16 protein-coding genes are annotated in these 21,614 nt (G+C 40.7%); 3 read left to right on the plus strand and 13 right to left on the minus strand.

The features are described 5' to 3' along the window. Positions 1-2 precede the first annotated feature (2 nt). Genes G9X62_RS09775 through G9X62_RS09790 form a run of 4 tightly spaced genes read right to left on the minus strand, consistent with a single transcriptional unit; the run spans position 3 to position 8,658 of the window. Entirely contained in the window at positions 3-2,483 is a 2,481-nt protein-coding gene (locus G9X62_RS09775; protein ID WP_223130528.1) for a YbcC family protein, read from the minus strand. A gap of 49 nt (positions 2,484-2,532) precedes the next feature. Continuing rightward, entirely contained in the window at positions 2,533-2,880 is a 348-nt protein-coding gene (locus G9X62_RS09780) for a hypothetical protein (RefSeq protein ID WP_223130529.1), read from the minus strand. A gap of 16 nt (positions 2,881-2,896) precedes the next feature. Next, positions 2,897-6,250, minus strand: coding sequence for a HEAT repeat domain-containing protein (locus G9X62_RS09785; RefSeq protein ID WP_223130530.1), 3,354 nt, complete (start codon positions 6,248-6,250; stop codon positions 2,897-2,899). Between the two features lie 8 nt (positions 6,251-6,258). Next, the gene (locus tag G9X62_RS09790) at positions 6,259-8,658 is read right to left on the minus strand and encodes a TonB-dependent receptor family protein (RefSeq protein ID WP_223130531.1); all 2,400 of its coding nucleotides are present in this window, start codon (positions 8,656-8,658) and stop codon (positions 6,259-6,261) included. Positions 8,659-8,763: 105 nt separating this feature from the next. Here G9X62_RS09790 and G9X62_RS09795 point away from each other — a divergent pair, with 105 nt between their 5' ends. From G9X62_RS09795 to G9X62_RS09805, 3 genes are read left to right on the plus strand one after another with little or no spacing between them, the layout of a single operon-like run. After that, a complete protein-coding gene (locus tag G9X62_RS09795; RefSeq protein ID WP_223130532.1) occupies positions 8,764-10,875 on the plus strand; it encodes a penicillin acylase family protein in 2,112 nt (703 codons plus the stop codon). Positions 10,876-10,907: 32 nt separating this feature from the next. Beyond that, on the plus strand, positions 10,908-12,113 hold the full coding sequence (locus G9X62_RS09800) for a PAS domain-containing sensor histidine kinase (RefSeq protein WP_223130533.1): 1,206 nt from the start codon (positions 10,908-10,910) through the stop codon (positions 12,111-12,113). 4 nt (positions 12,114-12,117) lie between these two features. Next, the gene (locus tag G9X62_RS09805; protein WP_223130534.1) at positions 12,118-13,173 is read left to right on the plus strand and encodes a response regulator; all 1,056 of its coding nucleotides are present in this window, start codon (positions 12,118-12,120) and stop codon (positions 13,171-13,173) included. On the opposite strand, the gene G9X62_RS09810 is transcribed toward G9X62_RS09805, so the two are convergent. From G9X62_RS09810 to G9X62_RS09850, 9 genes are read right to left on the minus strand one after another with little or no spacing between them, the layout of a single operon-like run. After that, positions 13,163-13,828: a sulfite exporter TauE/SafE family protein gene (locus tag G9X62_RS09810; RefSeq protein ID WP_223130535.1), complete on the minus strand. Its 666-nt coding sequence runs from the start codon at positions 13,826-13,828 to the stop codon at positions 13,163-13,165. The two genes, G9X62_RS09805 and G9X62_RS09810, sit on opposite strands and share 11 nt — an antisense overlap. After that, entirely contained in the window at positions 13,828-14,274 is a 447-nt protein-coding gene (locus G9X62_RS09815; RefSeq protein WP_223130536.1) for a FixH family protein, read from the minus strand. Before G9X62_RS09815 ends, G9X62_RS09810 begins: the two co-directional genes overlap by 1 nt. Then, entirely contained in the window at positions 14,267-15,652 is a 1,386-nt protein-coding gene (gene ccoG / locus G9X62_RS09820; protein WP_223130537.1) for a cytochrome c oxidase accessory protein CcoG, read from the minus strand. Before ccoG ends, G9X62_RS09815 begins: the two co-directional genes overlap by 8 nt. Before the next feature lie 35 nt (positions 15,653-15,687). Then, positions 15,688-15,900 carry a YgaP family membrane protein gene (locus G9X62_RS09825; protein WP_223130538.1) on the minus strand — a complete coding sequence of 71 codons (213 nt, stop codon included), beginning with the start codon at positions 15,898-15,900 and terminating at the stop codon, positions 15,688-15,690. A 2-nt stretch (positions 15,901-15,902) separates the two neighbouring features. Beyond that, complete coding sequence (locus G9X62_RS09830; RefSeq protein ID WP_261345513.1) at positions 15,903-16,646, minus strand: cbb3-type cytochrome c oxidase N-terminal domain-containing protein; 744 nt, start codon at positions 16,644-16,646, stop codon at positions 15,903-15,905. A 7-nt stretch (positions 16,647-16,653) separates the two neighbouring features. Continuing rightward, the gene (locus G9X62_RS09835) at positions 16,654-16,839 is read right to left on the minus strand and encodes a hypothetical protein (RefSeq protein WP_223130540.1); all 186 of its coding nucleotides are present in this window, start codon (positions 16,837-16,839) and stop codon (positions 16,654-16,656) included. 4 nt (positions 16,840-16,843) lie between these two features. After that, positions 16,844-18,970 carry a cytochrome-c oxidase, cbb3-type subunit I gene (gene ccoN / locus G9X62_RS09840; protein WP_223130541.1) on the minus strand — a complete coding sequence of 709 codons (2,127 nt, stop codon included), beginning with the start codon at positions 18,968-18,970 and terminating at the stop codon, positions 16,844-16,846. Further along, the gene (gene ccoS / locus G9X62_RS09845) at positions 18,967-19,122 is read right to left on the minus strand and encodes a cbb3-type cytochrome oxidase assembly protein CcoS (RefSeq protein ID WP_223130542.1); all 156 of its coding nucleotides are present in this window, start codon (positions 19,120-19,122) and stop codon (positions 18,967-18,969) included. Before ccoS ends, ccoN begins: the two co-directional genes overlap by 4 nt. Before the next feature lie 57 nt (positions 19,123-19,179). Further along, the gene (locus G9X62_RS09850) at positions 19,180-21,597 is read right to left on the minus strand and encodes a heavy metal translocating P-type ATPase (protein ID WP_223130543.1); all 2,418 of its coding nucleotides are present in this window, start codon (positions 21,595-21,597) and stop codon (positions 19,180-19,182) included. Positions 21,598-21,614 lie beyond the last annotated feature (17 nt).

Raw genomic sequence — 21,614 nt, forward strand, 5'->3', positions numbered from 1 at the left:
GATTAATTTTGATTGATTAAATACACAGGGAAATTTTCTTGCGACGACACTAATAATTCATCCAAATTATCAATCTCTTGGATATCCTTTGTTAACGGTTCGTAAGGCTTAAACTCCCCTTTTTCAAATACAGACAACTCTTTCGTTTCCGGATGAATCGTCACGAGTTTCACCCAGTCATTGATGAACCATTCATAGGTTTCTTCGGCCTTTTGGATGGTTTTCAATACAATTTCAGGGAAGTGCTCCACGATCAACAACAAACGAACAGGGTCGTGAACTTCGGTCATCTGAGCCGGCAAGCCGGGTCTTAAATCACCATCGATTCCATTTGCTACCCCGAAAAGGCCCATCACATTGTGTGGTAACTTTGTTCCTGCGCCTAATTTCTCGCCATCCACTCTGGAGAAGTAATATTCTAAATTGATCCCACCACACACCGGTGCAGCCGCTTTCAAAATGTTGAATAAATACGTCCCATCTGGATCAACGCGGTAATCAAAGGAATTCAAGAACGATCGGCGATCTAAGAAAATACCTTTCGACAATTCTCTTCGACCCACAATGCACAAGGCATTTGTAGCATGATTTAGTTCTGGACGCGGTTCGAAAATTGATACAGAACGGGTTCTGATTTTCGCATGTATGTCACTTGCTCTCGCTGACGTGTCGATGGACTCAAAGCGTCTGGAACGTTCTTTGGCATTATTATCTAAAGCCTTTTCAAACAATTTTACATGTTCCGCGTGCTTTATTTTATAATCTGCATCCGTGATTTGTTCATCGTAGAAAACGACATCATCGCGAGTCGTGTCACGTAAACCTCCCACGAATAAAGTCGTTTCCGGAATGTGAATCCCTTTTTCTCTCAGTATTGCTCGTACTTCCGATTTATTGGCCATTTGGCTGATGACACGCGCATTAACGGATCCTGCACGTCCAGAGCAAGCACCACAATCATAGGCCGCATAATGAGGATTGTTCACAGAACTAGCTCCGTGTCCAATCACATAAACGATAGGGGCAAAATTGTCAACAAGGCCGATGCTCTTCAATAAGTTTTCTACTCTTACCGCCATTTCTTCGATTTGGAACCCTACTTGAAGTCCATTCTCTATAGCTTGGTAATCCACCCGAATGGTCGAAAATTTATCTACGTGTTTCAATGAAGACGCAGTCGCAGGACTCATCGACGGCTTGAATAGGCTAACGAGAAGTTTAGCAGCAGACCAAAATCCAAGCGTTTGGCTAAATAACCAACCCGAATAGAAATTGTGGCTGTGTTTTGAGAAGTGGAGATCTGTTCCTAGCTTTTTCTCGCTTCCCTCCTCTTTAATTAAGTAGTTAGGGGTAACTGGAGCGGGACAAAGTTTGGTATAAAACTTACCTCCTACCGGCTGATAGAAAAATTCCACTGAAAAGAAACCAGGCGTGCCAAAAGTTTCACAGGCTGGATCTAAATTTTCCATATGCCTTCTAAATGAACATTCCCGGTCATCAATACAAAACATCGCTTGGAAACTCTTCGAATGCGGTTTAATGGAGTCCACCTTTTCCATTTGCAAGCCTTTTAAAACCTGGTCATAATAGGTCCATTCAAAGGCTTCCTGCCATAGACTTAATACGTCCATTTTCTCTGAATAGCCAATGGGGTCGTGAAGGGGAATAATTTTCTCTGTCACGAAATGGCCAATTGGAGACCAGGATTGGTCTAACTTGTAGTTCAGCGAATCAAACTCTAACAATAATTCAAACAGAATTAAGTCTTCTAACTTAATCAGACGGGTATCCAATAAGGTCTGAGGAAGATCCTCCACAGTAGAAACCATACCTGACCATCCCTGATGTGAAAATTGTTGATCATATAAATATTGTTCATACAATGATTCGTTCTCTCCTACTATTTTTTTCAGCATTGTCGATATAGTCAATGCTGGATCTGCTAGTAGTTTTCTCGTTTCCTTATTATAAAAAATACTCACGAAACTCGTGCTTTCTAACGTTCGGATGGCCTCTAAAAATGATTTCCCCTCTAAAGGAAAATTCCAAATAGAAATTCCTTGGTCTAAAAAGCTTCCGATGATTCGAAACAAGGTGGGATGTACTAAAGAATCTAAGTCAATTCCGTAGGTACTTTTCCAAATACCCCGCAAAGCTCCCACTCGTCCAGGTTCAACGGTAGTATATTCTCCAAAGAGTAATTTACCCTTCCAGGCTTCCGCATTTCCTTTTTTCTGTACTAGAACGCGTTCTAATACATCATCTGAGATGCGTCCTTCCTGATACATCGATCGAAAGGTCTCTAATGGGAAATAGACTTGGTAACCTAGTTTTACATGCGCGGTGGCTAATGCTTCGTGAAACGTTAGGTTTTGGAATGCATGCAAGGTATTATGGTGCACAAAGTCCATTAATGGGGCTTGTGCTGGCAAAAAGTGCTTCAGTTCATGAATCACATGATGCTCATCAAATGAGGTTGGCATATTCAAATAAATTAAAATGTAAAAAATACGATAGTATCGTAGGCTTTTTTTACAGTCTAATATTTCTGAAAGTCAAGAAAATAGGTGTTTTAAAGAAGGCGAAAGCCTTAGTGGGAAAACCTGTTTTTGTTCTAGAAATGGAGATTTCTACAGGTGAAAATAGCGAAGAGACTTTATGTAAAGCAAAAGGAGTAAATAAATTATCGTCCTCATTCTCCGTCGTATCCTCTTCGAATAAAAAATCCATAAAACCATAGTCAGATGACTCGGTTTTATGGATTTGTTGTGATTTTTCTTTTTGAATGGAAGCTTGCACCCCATCCACTTGTACTTTCGACGCCATAGACGTCAAAAACAAGAGTGAGATGAACAATAAGTATATTTTGTTTAGCTTCATTTCCACAAATATACGCTTATTTTAGGGATGATAAGTATTCCACCACATCTCTAATTTCTCGTTTACTCATCAAAGAGCCCATAGGAGGCATTCCAGATGGTAAGTTTTCTCTTGATTTAATACGTGCGACAGGAATACGTAATGGCTCTGCATCATTCGTCTTTAATTGCACCAGTTCATCCGTTTCAGAAATAATGGAACCTGAAACTTCTTGTCCATCTGTCAATACGAAATTCGTGGTACCATAACCCGGAGAAATGCGTGCACTCGGTTCGATCAGAGCCTGTAATAATTGCTCTCTCGTTAATCTAGAGGCCACTCCTTTTAAATTAGGACCTACAGTAGTTCCTTCCCCACCTACAATGTGACAGCGTACGCATTGTACGGTTGAATTATAATTAAAGATATTTCGTCCGTCGCTAATAGATCCTCCAAACAACGCTTCTTTAAATTCATCGGTTAAAGTCCCTTTCACTTTTAGGGCGTCTAATTTAGCCACTAATTTCTCTTCATTACTTGCTTCTACTGCCTCCATTAGGTCTAATTTGATTCCAGATGGCAATTGATTATCCACCATTTTTTGAATCAAATCTGCCAAAATAACGGACGTATTAGTCGGCTTCATTTTGGCCATACTTTGCAATAGAGATTGCTGCTCGGTAAGCGATCCTTTTTCGAAAATCGGTTTTGTAATTGCCGGTAATTCAGCAGCACTTAATTCAATTTTGTTCAAATTGCTTAAGGCAATACCGCGGACATTTTTGTCCTCATCGCTGATACCTTTTTCTAAGATCGAGGCTAATTGAGGTGTTTGAAGTTCTGTCAAAGAACTCAATAGAGCTGCCCTTACCTTTGCATTTGAATGATTTTTGAAAAGGTTGATTTCAATCTCCGTAAATGATTTCAATTGCAACTCTGCTACTAATTTAGCCGTTGCGATTAAAACGTCCGGATTTTCTGAAGCGAAGAATCCTGGGATTTTGGGCTGAATACGCGCAATCACATCAGCTGGATTTCTTTCTAAAACACCTCTGTGGCGTCCATCCACTCGATCCATGACCGATGGATTAGCCCAAGACCCTAAAGTTGCAATAGCTTCCGCACGTAGAGCTTCAGAGATTCCATTTCTTTCAGAGTAAGCAATCAATAAATCAATTTCTTTCGCTGAACCTACGCGTAAACAGGCATTGATGGCTCTTCTAATGATCACCTCATCTTTCAAGCGCGAATCAGCTAAAGTCGCTGCTAACGCTGGCAAAGCCGCCGGAATGGATTCGTCATCGTTAATCGCTCTTGCCGCTTCCGCTACGATATATTCATCTGAATCTTGTAGGAATCCCGCAATTCCTGGATGAGCCATACGACGTAATACGAGTACCGCCGCGATTCGCAAAGAACGATTAGGCGAATTTTGCAAAGCTAACATAGGTTCCGCCTGTCCTATTCTACTTAAGGCTAAAACAGCAGCGTGACGCAAATACAGGTCCTTGTCTGCGTTCGTTTCTACTAATTTTACTAAAGCCGGAATGGCTTTCTCAGAACGAATGCGTCCTAAAGCCTGTGCTGCAAAGAAAGAAACACGTGGGTTAGTCGACGCCACTAATGGAATCAATTGATCTGAAGCGGACGCATCGAAAATATCACCTAAAACTTTAGCAGCTTGCGCTACGATTTCTTCGTCTGTATCGCCTAATAGTGGTTGAATAGCAGTCGCTGCTTTGATTTGGCCTAATCCCCAAATTCCGTGTACGCGGGCTAATTGATTCTCTTTTTGTTGAACCGCTTTCTCGAAGATAGCTGTTGCTTTTCTTTCTGCTAGTTCATATTGCGCTTTCAAACGAACACGTTGATCCGCATAGAATAATAAATCGTATAGTTGCGTCAAACTTTGCTTTGCATAATCCTGCTGTATGTATTTCTTAGTTTGCTCACGTTCCGCTTTTAAATCATTCTCTTTCTCGTCTACATCAATTTTCCAGATACGACCATAGTTCTTGGTATCCCATCCAAAAATCCAATCAGAGGCGTATAAGGCTCCCTCAGGCCCGAAACGAATACCAGTAGGCAAAATCCCTTTCACTACATCTTCTTCTGATTTGAAGTCAAATGATGCCCCTTTGGGTTTTAAGTCAAAAGACCAGATATGGGACATATTCGCATTGCCCACAAACTCGACTAAAAAGAATTTATTCGTCCAGCGCTTTCCTAGAGCCGTTCCTGGGTTCCAAAGCATCCCAGTAGGACCATTGTGGAAATTGCGAATCGGCGGGATGATATAGGCTGCTTGGCCTTCCCAACGAGGGACAAATAATTTCTCATCCATCCAAACCTTGTACTGGTTGTTCCGTGGATCAGTGTATTTTCCATATTGCCAGTTCGAGCGCCATCCGGCATCAGAACCTTCCACCACATGCACTAAACGCTCGCTTTCGCCTGGATGATCGCCATCATTATCGGAACTGATTAAATTACCATAGTTATCAAAAACGAATTCATGTGTGTTACGCAATCCGCTCGCATAGACCTCAAATTCAGAGCCATCAGGATTCGAACGGACGATAACCCCAGAGTTTGGGTTTTTGTATTGTTTGCCATCTTTAGCAGTGATATTCGCACCTATATCTCCGATTTGCCAATAGATTTTACCATCCGGGCCTTCCGTCAAACCTGACATTCCGTGACCACCAAAACCGATGTGAACAGCATAACCCGTCGAAATTGATTCCGGATTAGTCCATTGCCCACCCTTATGTTTTAGACGCATTAAATCTGGTCCTATGGCCACAAATGCATCTTTCTTACGCACTAAAAGACCGCCGGCAACATCTGTTACTTCTTCATTAAAGCCATTGAAAACGCGCGTGGATTGATCTGCATAACCATCTCCATTTAAGTCTTCTACTTTATAGATTTCCTCTTTCTCTACTTTTAGGTCTAACCAATCGTGTGATCCGTCCCCATTCATATCGGGCAACCAGGCATTTTTAGCTGAATTTTCCGGTGCGAATGTGCGGCGTAAAAAGGCTCTGCGATCTTCCACCGTTTGAAAACCAATCGACTCGGTCATCCAATCGCGGTGCCCACGAATATCAAACTCTGACGCCTTATTTCGATTCGTACTATTGACAAAGATCACCCCTTTGTCATCCACTGCGATGGCAACGGGATCTTGCAATAAGGAATCTGAGGCCCATAAATTGATTTTAAGACCTGGAATGAGCTTAATAGGTTGCTTGTCTTTGATGGCTTTCGCGTTTTCAACCACCTTTGTCTGATCTTCGTAAATGATCTTGTAGGTGTCGTCTTTGCCTTGTTTGCTACAAGAAAAAAGCGCTAAAGCGGTGCAAGAAAGTAGAATAATTCTTTTCATTGGTGTGATTAATTTTCTTCGTCCATTAAGCTGCGGCGTTGCTTCGCAGCCTGTTTAGTCGTTTTAAATCGGTAATTAAAGGTCAAATTAAGTGAAGTTAATCGCCCTTGGGATTCCCCACGAGTGTAAAAACCAGAACCATCTCTAGGTTCTAAGAAACGAGATTCATAGCGATTAATTCGGGAGCTAAATATATCTAAAATACTTAAACTTAGTGTTCCATTCCCTTTCATAATATCTTTTGAAGCAGATAAATCAGCCCAGGCGATATACCCTCTCGTTCCTTGCGGCGTTTGTTGCGGCGCTTCGTAATTTGCTCTCACTTGTAAATCCACTGCTCCTAATTTAATGCGGGAACTATGTCTAACAAACCAAGAATAGGTGTCTGCCTTAAAGGCTGCATTGATATTGGTAGCATCCGTAATCGCTCTAAATGCATTAAAGCTTAAATCTGCTTTGTAGGCTTTGGTAAAGTTATAGGAACTAGCAATTTCAATTCCCATCGACTGTTGATCACTTAAATTGACTGGTAATGTTTTTGCAAAACCTAAGGTATCAACGGTTCTGAATCGGTCGATTTTGCCAAAGGTTTGGCGGTAATAAAGGGACGAGCTAATACTTCCCTTATCAAAGTAACGTACGTTTCCTAAATCAAATGAATTGGTAAATTCCGGATTTAAATTGGGGTTTCCAGAGAAGAAATTTCGGTTATCAGAAAAAGTAACAAAGGGCGTTAAATCATTGTAGGTTGGACGTCTCACCCTTCTAGAATAGCTTAATTGAAAGGAATTGTCCGGAGTGATGGTATACGTAAAATGGGCACTAGGAAACAAATTTGCATAATTCCTTGGGTTCTTTTCCTTCGTTTCTTCTAGTTCCGTTTGGATATCAGTAGTCTCAGCTCTTAACCCGAATTGGTACGAAAACTGCTTCATTTTGTTTCCAAAAATCAGGTAGGCTGCCGAGATGTTTTCTTTATAATTAAATACGTTTTTCAAGCCAGGGATAATGGTAAATTGTCCTGATGGTTGTTGTTCTGTTACGATATAATCATTGATCATATTCCTGAAACTGGTGCGAAGACCCATTTCGATTTTGGCATCTTTACCGATCGGATTAACATAGTCTGCTTGCAAAATCCATTGGCGTTCGAATTCGTCATTTAAGGCTTTTTGTACCTTGTTAAGTTCAGGAAAAGCAGATCCATCGGGTTTCTTTCCGTTTTGAGTATAAGTTTGATCCGATCTTTCCCAATAATCTAAGTAGCGCAAATCGGCGCTAAATTCTTTTCCTTTTTTAGCAAAGTTTTTCTTGAAAGTGAGGGCATATTCTCCATTCGGTTCTGCCTCTTTTTCATCTTGTTGGCGATGCGTATCGCTGTACAAATTAAATAAATTTCCGCGGTAATCAAGGTAATTAAAGTCTGTAATGCGTTGAACGTCAGTTCTTCTGAAGATATAGGAGGCGGTTAAAATGGTTTTGTCATTGAAAAAATAATCCGCTCCACCTCTTACATTATTAACTAGGCCAGTGACATTATTAGACGAATGTTGTTCCAGATAATTTGTCTGTTTTCCGGTGTAGACCTCTTGGTAGATACTTCCGCGGCCAGGTGTTCGTCTGTAGAATACCCCATAATTAATGAAGAAATTGAATTTATTCTTTCGGTAATTAACAATCGCCGTTCCTCCAAAATTCTCTGGATACCCCGTAGTCGTTTCTATGGCACCGTTGAAACCTTGGTTTTGGTTCTTTTTTAGCACGATATTGATGATGCCTGCCATTCCTTCTGCCTCATAACGAGCCGAAGGATTCGTAATGATTTCGACTTTATCGATTAGGTTCCCTTGCAAAGATTGTAAACCAGAGGATCCATTGATTCCGGCTAAAGTGGAGGGTTTGCCATCGATCAAAATCCGGACATTATCACTTCCTCTCAGTTTAATTGCCCCTTCTGGGTCCACTTGTATGGAGGGTAAATTTCCTAATATTTCAGATGCTGTAGCCCCTTTATTCGCTAAATCCGTCCCCACATTAAAGATCCGCTTGTCGAGGTTGAGTTCCATGGAGGCTTTTTGGCCCTTCACCACTACCTCATTTAAGGTCTGATTACTTTCCTTGACGCTAATTGTTCCTAAATTAATGGAGCTTGTAAAGGACTGATTAGCCATCTTCAAAGCTTCATATCCGATACTTTCTATCAGAAGATCATACGTTCCTGGTGCTACTTCGACTACAAATTTTCCCTTTTCATTCCCGATCGTTCCAGTAACTAGTGAAGTACCTTTAAAAAGACGAATGCTAGAAAATGGGACGTTCACTTCCCCTTGAATTTTAATTTTTGTTTGGGCAAATAAGCTGGAAACGCACAATAAGAGTAGTATCGGAAGAAGCCGAACGTTTTTCATACAATAGGTTTAGAATAGTCTTGTAAGTTAGAAAGACAATTTTACATTGTTTATACCCTCCTGACCCGATTTTATTCTTATTTTTAGCAGATATATCAACCAGCTATGAAAATATTCGTTACACTCTTTTTATTAACTATTTCTTTATTTTCGAAAGCCGATTCTTATCAGGCCCAAGCGAAACGCGTAACCATTCACCGAGACGAATGGGGCATTCCACATATCTATGGTAAAACGGATGCAGATGCTGTTTTTGGCTTGATGTACGCCCAGTGCGAGGATGATTTCGCTCGAGTGGAGATGAATTACATCGAGAAATTGGGACGAATGTCTGAAGTAAAAGGGGAAAAGGAATTAGCTTATGACCTCTATATCAAATTGTTAATTGATGAGAAAGAGGCCAAAGCAGAATACAAAACCTCTCCTGTTTGGCTTAAAAAACTCTTGAACGCTTACGCAGATGGAATTAATTACTATTTACAAAAACACCCCGAAGTTAAGCCTCGTTTAATCACCCATTTTGAACCTTGGTTTCCCCTGTTATGGACCGATGGATCCATTGGAGCCATTTCTACTGGAGATGTGACTGAACAAGAAACAGCTTTGTTTTATGGTTTACCAGTTCAAGTCGCTAGTGTGAAATACCAAACTCCAGACGAAAAATTAACGGGTTCGAATGGTTTCGCGGTAGGCCCTGCCCTCTCTAAATCCGGTCATTCTTTACTCTATATTAATCCGCACGTGACCTTTTATTTCCGTCCCGAAGTACACGTAGAAAGCGAAGAAGGTTTGTCGGTATATGGAGCGGTGACTTGGGGTCAATTCTTTGTTTATCAGGGATTTAATCCCTACAATGGTTGGATGCACACCTCTTCTGAAGTCGATGTAGCGGATGCCTATGTAGAGACAACACGCTCGCGGAATGGACGGGTGGAATACTTGCTAGATGGCAAATGGATTCCTTTTCAAACGAAAATAATCACCTTGGGTTCACGAAAAATCAAGGCCTATTTTAACCACCGCGGTCCAGTTCTAGCCGCCAGAAATGGGAAATGGATTTCCGTTCGTTCGTACAATAGAGCTCGAAAAAGCTTAATGCAAAGTTGGTTGCGCACGAAAACAAAAGGATTAGCTGATTATAAACGCGTCATGGACATGAGGGCGAATACCTCGAACAATACCGTTTATGCTGACAATAAGGGTAATATCGCTTATTGGCACGGTAATTACGTTCCGCGTAGGGACAGCTCAAAAGACTGGGGCGTACCCCAAGACGGTTCTTCAAGTAAGATCGATTGGAAAGGACTTCATTCTGTTGAAGAAATCGTTCACGTATATAATCCTACTTCTGGTTGGATTCAAAATTGCAATTCAACTCCTTTTACTGTCTCAGGAACTTCGAGTCCATTACGTGCAAATTATCCCGTTTATATGGCGCCAGACGGGGAAAATTTCCGAGATCGCAATGCGGTTCGTTTGTTCTCACAGACCGGTAAATTGGATTTACAGGGTTTGATTGGATTAGGATACGATCGCCGATTGATGGCTTTCGAAACTTTAGTTCCAGCACTTATAGATGCAGCAGGCCATGAATCAGATTTGTCAGAGGTGGTTCAAGAATTGAAAAAATGGGATTATAATGCGTCGTCCAGTTCAATTGCCCAAACTATCGCCATTCGTTGGGGACTGAAGATTATGCCTAAAATTCCTAAGCCCAAGCAATTTGGGGGAGAAACGGAGGTCGTTCAAAATATGGAAGACTATGCGAAAACGGGAGCTAAATCTGAAATGGTTCAAGCCCTACGAGAGGTTTTAGCGGAATTGAATAGAGATTTTGGTACTTGGCGGGTTGCCTGGGGCGAATTAAACCGCTTCCAACGTATTTCGAATGGTGACGCCTTGCAAATGGATGATTCGAAAGCGAGTTTTCCAGTGCCTTTTACCTCTTCCGCTTGGGGCCAACTACCCTCTTACACGAGTCGATCGATTCAAGGATCGAAAAAGTGGTATGGGGTAAATGGCAATAGTTTTATTGCGGCGGTGGAATTTGGCCCTAAAATTAAGGCCTATTCTCTGCTAGCAGGTGGTCAAAATGGTAGCCCTAATTCCCCTCACTTCTTCGATCAAGGTCAAATGTATGCGGAAGGGAAATTTAAGGATATTTATTTTTATAAAAGTGATGTTTTGAAGCACGCGGTCGCTTCCTATCATCCTTAAAATTTGTTATATTTAAACTTACGTTTTCACAAATGCCAAATCAAATACAAGCCGGATTCGAGTTTGAAGCTATCTTCCAAGAGGCGGCTATTGGTATTATTGTGACGAATTCGCAATTTGAAATTATCCTTTCGAATCGTTTTGCGGATAAATTATTTGGGTACGATACGTCAGAGTTATTGGGTGAAAATATTTCCTTATTGATTCCGAACCATTTAAAGGATCGGCATCAGGGTCATTTGGAAAATTTAGGTCATGAAAAACCCATTTCTCGTCCCATGGGTATTGGTTTAGATTTAAAGGCCAAAAGAAAGGACGGTTCCTTATTCCCTATCGAGATTTCCTTAAGTCACTTTAAAGCCAGCGATAGCATGCATTACATCGCATTCGTGAGTGATGTGACTTTAAAGCGTAAAGTCGAGATGGAGTTGATATTAAAGAATCAGCAGATCAATCAACTAAATGAGACTTTAGAACAAGAAGTAGCGGCTAGAACACAGGCTTTACAAAATACCTTGGACAAGTTAGAGGTCAATGCAAAAGAGCTTGAAATTTCCTTAGAAAAGGAAAAGGTGTTAGGGGATTTGAAAACCCGCTTTGTCTCGATGGCTTCCCACGAATTTAGAACGCCATTGACGTCTATCTTGGGTTCCGCTACGCTGATTGAAAAATATGTTAAAGCAGAAGATCAGCCTAAAAGAGAACAACATATTAACCGCATTAAGTCCTCTGTCAGTCATTTGACGGAGATTTTAGAGGAGTTTTTATCGGTAGGTAAATTAGAAGATGGGAAATTAGAAATTCATCCAACTGAGTTTTCTATACAGGACTTTTTACAAGATATTCTAACTGACTTTAGTACCTATCAGCAGGCTATTTACCTGGAATTGGACGATGATTTCAGTTGTGTTCAAGATGCCTCCATTCTACGTAAAGTTATTTTTAATGGTTTGTCTAATGCCTTGAAATTCTCACAGAAAGAAATCATCCTGAAAGTGGAGAAACAAGCGAATCAAGTTTTAATTACCATTATTGATCAAGGAATTGGCATCAGTGAGGAGGACCAAAAGCATTTATTCGAACGCTTTTTCCGTGGAGGAAATGCCACGGTTATTCAAGGAACGGGGTTAGGATTGCACCTGGTGGATCGCTATATGCGTTTATTAGGGGGTAAAGTGGAAATTAAGAGTGAATTAAATAAAGGAACTGAACTACAAATTCAGTTTCCTGTGAAATAATAGTATGGGAAAGCGCCTATTAATTATTGAAGACAGTGTGGATATTCGGGAGAATACGGCAGAGCTGTTGGAATTATCTGGATTTGCAGTGGAGACCGCTTCAGATGGTTTGGAAGGTGTACGATTAGCGCGTACATGGAATCCTGATTTAGTCATTTGCGATATTATGATGCCTAATTTGGATGGATTTGGTGTTTTACAAGTCTTCTCCAGTCAACCAGAATTAGCTTCTATTCCCTTTATCTTCTTGACGGCTAAAACCGATCGGGCGGATATGCGCAAGGGTATGGAAATGGGGGCTGATGATTATTTGACTAAACCCTTCCAAGAAGTGGAATTATTGAAAGCCATCGATGCTCGTTTAAAGAAAGCAAAAACGATTACACCGGTTGTAGAATCGATTTCAGATGTTGCTGCGGTACACGAGGCTTTGGCGTTCTTAGATTTACCTACATGGGAAGGTGAAAAGAAAGTACAAACTCACGCGAAAAAACAGGTGATTTATGCGGAAGGAGATCATCCGATTCGTTTGTATTATTTGGCCAAAGGAAAAGTGAAAGCCTATCACACGAACAAGGATGGCAAGTATTTCATTACTTCGTTTATTCAGGAAGGGGAATTTTTCGGCTTTGTCGACATCTTAGAAAACCAATCTTATCGCGAAAGTGCAGAAGCCTTAGAAGAATCCGTAATCATCAGTGTCTCAGCTGTCGATTTTCAGCAACGATTAAAAGAAAACATTCACTTAGAAGTCTTTTTTAGAAAAGCTTTGACCAGCTATTTGTTGAAAAACGAAAAGCTGATGGTCGAAATGGCTTACCAAAGTTTACGCATGCGGGTGGCGATGGTTTTAGTCGAATTAGCACAAACTTACGGGACTTCTATGTCCGAACCTTTGGTGATTAAACTATCACGTGAAGATCTTGCTTCTCGCGTGGGAACAGCTACGGAATCGGTGATTCGAACTTTGAGTGACTTTAAGAAGGAAGGATACTTAGATGTAAAAGGAGGCGAAATGACCTTGAAAAATATCGAAGGTCTAGCTAAGCTTAAATACTAAAGGGGTGGCAGATAATCGGACTAAGACTCGAATGGGCTAAGTAGTCAGAATAGGCCATTCCGATGCCCCAAGCTCCCCTAAATAGTAGTATTCCTGCTACGAACCATCCTAGGTATTGAAATATCGGCTGTTTCTTTAATTTGGAAGACCCCCAAATATATAGCTGAAGCGCTGGTAAGGTCGCTATGCCTAATATCACCATACTAAAAGCTCCATATAAGGGTTTTGGTTGAATTAAGGCTACACTTAAACCGGCTACCACGAGACCACAAGGTAAAAGTCCATTGGCCATTCCTAAGATAAAATAGCCACTGGGGCCCATTTTAGCCCCTATTTTCTGTAATTTTTTCCCAATCGATTGATGTAAAAAAGACAGAGGCCCCTCTCCTATGTTTTGGCTAATAATTAGGAGTATAAAAACACCTGCCAATACATAATAATAAGACCATAGATTGGGAAATAGCCAAATGGATCCTATTCCAGCTACAAAATAACCCAGCGCACCATATATGAAAATGCGTCCAAGTGGATAAAGCAGCATCCTAGCAGGTGATTTCCCGCGCGCATTAATTTGAGCCACAATGGGTCCACACATCGCAAAGCAATGCCAGCTTCCGGCTAAACCGATGAGAAAAGTATAATACCAAGTATGCATTAAGGAATTTGAATTCGCTGTTCTTCGATGTAGCTTTTGCCGTCTTTCTCCCAGCTTAAACTAACATTCCATGGACCTTTAACTAAAAAGGGCGTATGGATGAGTGCTAGGCCAGTCGAATCGGCAGAAACACTAAGTGTTTTATCTAAATTGGCATTGGATGGTCGGTAAAAAACTAAACTACCTGTTGAAATGGAAGTTGGGAACTGAATTTTGGCTTGTTGAAAATCCGCTGAAAATTCCAAACTGGCCTTAGTTGTTAATGCCGCCGTTTGTTCCCGCTCATTGATTTTCCGTTGAAATGCCTGACCATCTGCATAGTAGTTCTTGCCCACTAATTCGATGGATTCTTTGGACATATTCACATAAAAATACGCCATAAATGCTCCAAAAAGTACAAAGGTGACAATGATGCCATGTCCCCAATTAAAGCTAAATTTATTCATCTGGTTGTATAAAACTTGTTTTGATAATCTCTTCTTTTCCACTTGTTTCGGTAATTTGTACCGGAACCTTTTCCCCATTCTTCCATTTACCTAGTTTGATTTTCAGGAAGAACTCCCCTTTTGCCATTTTTCCCGGGTTGACTAAATTAATAGGTTTTCCCACCCAAACAATCTTAAAGGGCTCAGGCGCCTCTATTCTGAAGCTTTGCTTTTCCATCGACTTGTTCAAAACCTCCATTTGGTATAAATTACTTACCTCATGAGTCTTTTCATCCACCTGGAAAATCATCCCGGGCGTACGAAGCAGTGTAGTTTCAAAATTAGTCCGTGTGACTAACATATAACCTAAGCCCGCGATGATCAAGGCCAAAACAGTGCTATATGCCCCAATTCGTAAGGTGAACTTGAGTTTTTGTCCTGCATTTACCCCATTCAAAGAATCGTAGCGAATTAAACCGGTAGGTTGGTGGGTCTTTTCCATCACCCTATCACACGCATCAATACAGGCCGTGCATCCAATGCATTCTAATTGATTACTCCCATTTCGGATATCAATTCCGGTAGGACAAACGCGTACACACCAATGGCAATCGATGCAGGCGCCTTTATCTTCCCCTTTTCCGCGCGGTTCTCCCCGCTTATAATCATATTGAACTAAAATCGAATTGTTATCCAATAATACGCCTTGTAAACGACCATAGGGGCAAATTACCATGCATACCATCTCCCTAAACCGTGCAAATACAAAGTAAAAGACCGCTGTAAAAATTAAAATGGCGACTAACCCCACCACGTGATCCATGGGAGATTCTGTAACTAATTTGAGCCATTCCTTTTTGCTGATGATATACATCAAAAAGGTGTTCGCAATAGCGAATGACAAGAGAACGAACAAGGTATGCTTAGTTCCTCTTTTCAAGATCTTCTCGGTATTCCAAGGGGATTCGGCTAGTTTTCTTTGAGCTTTATCATCTCCCTCTATCCAGTATTCAATCTTCCGAAATAACATTTCCATGAAGATGGTCTGCGGGCAAGCCCAGCCACACCAGATGCGACCAAATAATACGGTAAATAAACTGACAAATAAAAGGAATGCGACAAGTCCTAAGGCTACTAAATGGAAGTCCTGTGGAAAAAACGGCACACCCCAAAAGATAAATTTCCGTTCTAACACATTAAATAGGAAGATGGGATTCCCTTTGTATTCGATCCAAGGTAAACCGAATAATAGCGTTAATAAAAGGTAGGAGAAATACGTTCTTAGGCGATAGAATTGACCGATAATGCGACCGGGATAGATCCAAAGGCGTTTCCCGTCCTTAGTCTGATTGTACAGATGGTTCCGGTAATCATCATTATCTAAATTGAATTGTGACATAAAAAAAGAGGGTCCGTTGCCGGACCCCTTTAAGATTAAAATGGAGATTTTTCTCGGCAGGTACTCAATCCAAAAGGTTTGTAGAGTAAGCAAAATCTAAATATTCCTGTTAGGGCTATAATCACCGCTACAATGTAAACCGTTAAGGCGAGATTAGCGGGAATGATTTTAGCATATGCAAGAATCGCTAAACTTACTGCGATCGCTAATCGAAAGATTCTATCCATTTTACCTACGTTCTTTTTCATAATTAGGGAGTTTTAGTTTCTGTTCCTTGTGGTTCTTTCGCACCAGGAGGATTGGATCCTTGAAGTGTCAGAATATAAGAGGCAACTTTCTGAATTTGTAACGGATTTAACGTCTTATTCCACGCAATCATCCCCTTTTCAGGAATACCATGGGTAATCGTTTTAAACAAATCCTTCACATCTCCACCGTGAATCCAAAACTTATCCGTTAAGTTAGGTCCCACGCCACCTTGCCCCTTATCACCGTGACAAGCTACACAATTTGTAGAATATAGTTGAGAACCCTCTGTTAAATCTTTGGCCTCTTTTACTACCGTTACATTATCCTCGTTTACTGAATTAGCAAACTTCTTCATGTACTCTTCTCTCGCTTTTTCAGCAATTGTAACCTCGGTTTTATATTCCGTTTCTTGAATATTGCCATCTTGGTAAACGTGGTAATACAGGCCATAAACGACAGCGAAAAGAATTGTTAAATAGAATAAATACATGAACCAAGGCGGCGTAGGATTATCTAATTCCGCAATATCATCGTATTTATGCTCCATTAAGAGGTCTTTTTCTTTTTCCAAAGGTTTTAAACCGGTGAATCCATCCCACCAGCTTTGCTTTACCTCCGGTTCCGGCGAGGCTTGATCCACTAGTTTTTTCAAGGCCACATGCAATTGTAGCGTTACAATTAATATGACAACCCCAGTCATTAGGATCATACTGACTAACCAAATTTCAACAACAGTAACTGACATAATCGTATTATTTTGAGTTCTCATTTAGGTTATTACCTTCGTTAAAGGGCATCTGCTCCATTTCAACGAGGTGCTTTTTGTCCATCCAAATCAAGTAGATGCCTACCAGAATGAAGAATGTCAAAAAGGTTAGCAGCGAGAAAATCATATAATTATCTGCTCCTGGTATGTTCGATATAAATTGCTTAAACATGCGCTTATTTTTTAGAAATGTCCGTACCTAAACGTTGTAAGTAGGCAATCAAAGAAATAATCTCTTTGTCTTGGCTTACCTTAATTTTCTCTGCAGCTAAATTTGCTTGGATCGCTTTTGCTTGCGAATTCAGATCTTTCACCGCATTAGTAATCTCATCTGTAGAATAAGGCACACCTAATTTTTTCATGGCAGCTAACTTATCCTGCGTTTGAGAAGTGTTCAACGTTTGCTCTAAAAGCCAAGCATAATTAGGCATAATCGAACCAGGTGACATGCTACTCGGCTCTCTCATGTGGTGATAGTGCCAAGAATCAGGGTATTTACCACCTTCTCTATGCAAATCCGGTCCTGTACGTTTAGATCCCCAAAGGAAAGGATGGTCATAAACGAACTCTCCAGATTTAGAGAATTCACCATAACGTTCCGTCTCACTTCTAAATGGACGTACTAACTGAGAGTGACAACTCACACAACCTTCACGGATGTAAATATCACGTCCCTCTAACTCTAAAGAGCTATATGGTTTTACTGATTCAATTGTAGGAACGTTTGATTTGACCATAAACGTAGGAACTAATTCAACCAAAGAACCGACTAAAATCATCACTAAAGAAGCCACTAATAACTGGATAGGGCGTTTTTCAATCCAACGGTGCCAGTGTCCATCACTTTCATGTTTCTCCTCGATGATGGCTAATGGAGCTGCTTCTGCTTTCTCATTCGCTAACAACGTGCCTTGAGCCATCGTTTTGAACAAGTTATAGGCCATTAAGATCGCTCCAGTTAAGTACAAGGTTCCACCTAATGCGCGCATCATATGCATGGGCAATAATTGCAAAGTAGTATCTAAGAAGTTACCATATTGCAAAGTGCCTTCTGCAGTGAACTGTTTCCACATCATTCCTTGGGTGAAACCAGAGATATACATGGGGATAGCATAAAAGGCAATACCAATCGTTCCGATCCAGAAGTGTGTTTTGACCAATTTTTCTGAATACAAATTTGTTTGGAAGATGCGTGGAACTAACCAATACAACATCGCAAATGTCAAGAAACCATTCCAGCCTAAAGCTCCTACGTGCACGTGTGCAACGATCCAGTCCGTAAAGTGGGCAATGGCATTAATGTTTTTTAAGGATAACATAGGTCCTTCGAAAGTAGCCATACCGTACGAAGTGATACCCACCACCATAAATTTCAATAACGTATTCTCGCGTACTTGATCCCAAGCACCGCGTAAAGTCAAAAGACCATTAATCATACCACCCCAGGATGGAGCAATTAACATGATCGAGAAAACAACCCCTAATGACTGTGCCCAATCAGGCAATGACGAATACAACAAATGGTGAGGTCCTGCCCAGATATAGATAAAAATTAGGGCCCAAAAGTGTAAAATAGAAAGACGGTATGAGTAGACCGGACGGTTCGCCATTTTTGGCAAGAAATAATACATCATCCCTAAGAATGGGGTCGTTAAGAAAAACGCCACCGCATTATGACCATACCACCATTGAATCAGTGCATCTTGGACGCCTGCATACACATAATAGGATTTAAATAGCGATATAGGTAATTGCATTGAGTTGGTCAAGTGCAATACAGCCACCGTAATGAATGTCGCGATGTAGAACCAAATTGCTACATACAAGTGTCGCTCTCTTCTTTTAAAGATTGTTCCGAACATGTTGATGCCAAACGCTACCCAAACCAAGGTAATCGCAATGTCGATAGGCCATTCTAATTCCGCGTATTCGTGTGATGTCGTAATTCCTAACGGTAAGGTGATCGCTGCAGCTACAATGATTAATTGCCAACCCCAGAAATGAAAATTGGACAAGAAATCACTGAACATACGTGCTTTCAAAAGACGTTGCAGCGAATAGTAGACCCCAGCAAAAATGGCATTACCCACAAAAGCAAAAATCACTGCATTCGTATGCAATGGACGTAAGCGGCCAAAAGTGCCATATTGTGTTAGGTTTGCGGCAGGTGCAAAAAGTTGTGTGGCGATTATCACACCCACTAGCATCCCTACAACACCCCAAACGATGGTAGCAATGGAGAAATTTCGAACGATTTTATTGTCGTAATAAAATTGCTCTAATGAGGTAGATTTTGTACTCATAGTTTGTTTGTTTTTTGGTCATCCTGTAAAATGCGCATCGCTGGAGTGATTAAATCCTCTTGTTGTCCCGTTTTAATGGACCAGACAAAGGCAATAACAAATCCGATGGCCATAAAAAGGCTTAATCCGATCATTAGGTACATTATTTCCATTGTCTACACATTTTATTTGTTGCAATTTCGGGACAAAGCCCTTCGTAAAACCTGACTTTACTCAGCTTTTATTCTGATTTTAGAACGGGATAAAAGTTGTCCTTTCCAATTCATTCCCCACGTCGCAATGACTAACATACTGATGGAATTAATTGGCATTAAAATGGCTGCAATCAAGGGATATAAATTTCCCTGAATCGCATAGCTTAACCCAAATCCATTATAGACTAAGGATAGCAAAAAGCTAGCTTTGATGAGTTGTAGTCCAAATTTCGAGTAGCGCATATACTCTCCTAATCGAGGCAATTCGGATCCCTTTAAAATGGCATCAGACGACGGGGTAAAATGCAGATGGTCATCTGACACGGCGATACCTACAGCTGCCTGTTTTAAAGCCCCTGCATCGTTTAGTCCATCCCCTATCATGGCCACGATTTTTCCTTGTTTTTGAAGTGCTTGGATATATTCCATCTTCTCTAAAGGACTACATTCGAATTTTACGTGATCTTGATTTTCAAACCAATCCAATAAATGAGCAGCATGTTCTTTTTTGTCCCCTGAAATCAAATGGACTTCATATTGATGTCTTAAGCTATGGAGCATTCCCTCCACCCCTGGTCTATTTTCCCACGGAAATTCGATAAATCCAATGGGCTTTTGGTTGATGGAAACGAACAAGCGTGTTTCAGAACTGATAAAACCCTCAGGAGTGCTGAGTTTATTCAATGTGTATTTAGCGCTCCCTATTTGGACAAATAAGTCATCAAATGTCGCTTGAAGCCCTTTTCCACTGATTTCTTTAAATTCGGTTAAGGGAATAATACTCCGATGTTGTAAGAATTTCTTGACCTGCTTCGAAAGTGGATGGGTAGATTGAAATACGAGCGAATAAATAGCATCCCATTCTGTATCGTTCAAATCACGGTTGAAATGAACGCTAGGTTCTTGTTGACTTTGTAAGGTTAACGTGCCTGTTTTGTCAAAAACCAAGGTATCCACTTGGGCCATTCGCTCGAATGTTTGAATGTCTTTGATGAAAAAGTTAAACTTGGCTAGCCACCTGATTCCGTGTCCTAAAGCGAAAGGATACGAAACGGCCAAGGCGCAAGGACAGGCAATGACCAGAATACTCACCACCGCATTTGACCAGCGGCTTTGATCCACGTTGAACCAATAGATTCCCGCAAACGTGGCTAAACTTAACAGTATCACGGTGAAATACATCCCCACTTGGTTCGCAAAGTTCTCCCAGTTTTCTGTTTTGTGATTCGGATCTTTAAAGGCTTGTTGTTCCCAAAGCTGTGTTAAATGACTTTGGTTCAGCTCTTTGCTGATTTGAATTTCGATAGCTTCCCCTAGGTGTTTGCCACCTGCATAAATAGATTGACCTGCTTGAATAGGTATTAATTCGCTTTCGCCGGTGACAAAGCTGTAGTCCATTTGACTTTGGCCCTTTAGTAAATAGGCATCAGCTGGAATAATCTCTTGATTTCGAATCAATAAACGATCCCCCACCTGAATCTCTTCTAAGGGTGCTGTTTCCTCTTTCCCATTCGCGATTTTGGTGACCACTAAAGGAAAGTAGGCTTTGTAATTGCGTTCAAACGAGAGGAAATCAAAGGATTTCTGCTGGAACCACTTCCCTATTAATAGGAAGAATATCAAGCCAGAAACGGAATCGATGTAGCCAGCCCCAGTATGCGATAAAATTTCAAATACACTACGACCATATCCCACCAGAATACCTAGTAAAATGGGTAATTCAATGGTCATTTTGCACAATTTTAGGTGCGCATAGACATTACTAAAATAGTCCGAACCGGAATAGAATACGGCCACGCTACCCAAAGCTAGATTCAGGTAACCAAATAAAGCCTGAAGAGATCCATCGTCAATTCCTAAATATTCTGGAAAGCTAAATAGCATCGCATTCCCAGCACAAAAACCGGCGATTCCAAGCTTTAGAAATAGCTTTTTTTGATCATTATTTTGCGGTTTTTCTTCCGCATTCGAGATATGCGGTTCATACCCTAAGCTCGCAATTAAGGTGGCTAAGGCGCCTAAACTAAGTTGATCTTCTTTAAACCAAACTGTTAAATCCTTCTTCCCAAAATTCAAACTTGTCTTAATAATCTGTGGATTCAATTTTTGCAGGTTTTCTAATAGATATAAACAAGAGCGACAGTGAATAGCTGGCAGGTGGAAGCTAACTTTGGAAAAATCTGCATTCGAAAAGGTGATTAAACGATCCCTGAATGCTTTGTTGTTAAGAAAATCAAAATTCTTATCAATAGGAGAAATGCCCGGGTTAAGATCGCAGTTGTAATATTCTTCTAGGTGATTATCATTCAGTAACTCGTAAACTTGTTCGCAACCATGGCAACAAAAAGTCTTTTCTTGATGAATGATAGGCGTTTCTGAACATTCATCTCCACAATGATAGCATATTACCTCTTCAAGAACCTCCGTGTACATGTGTAAAATCTAATGTT

This window comes from Aquirufa lenticrescens (assembly GCF_019916085.1).
GTDB lineage: Bacteria > Bacteroidota > Bacteroidia > Cytophagales > Spirosomataceae > Aquirufa > Aquirufa lenticrescens.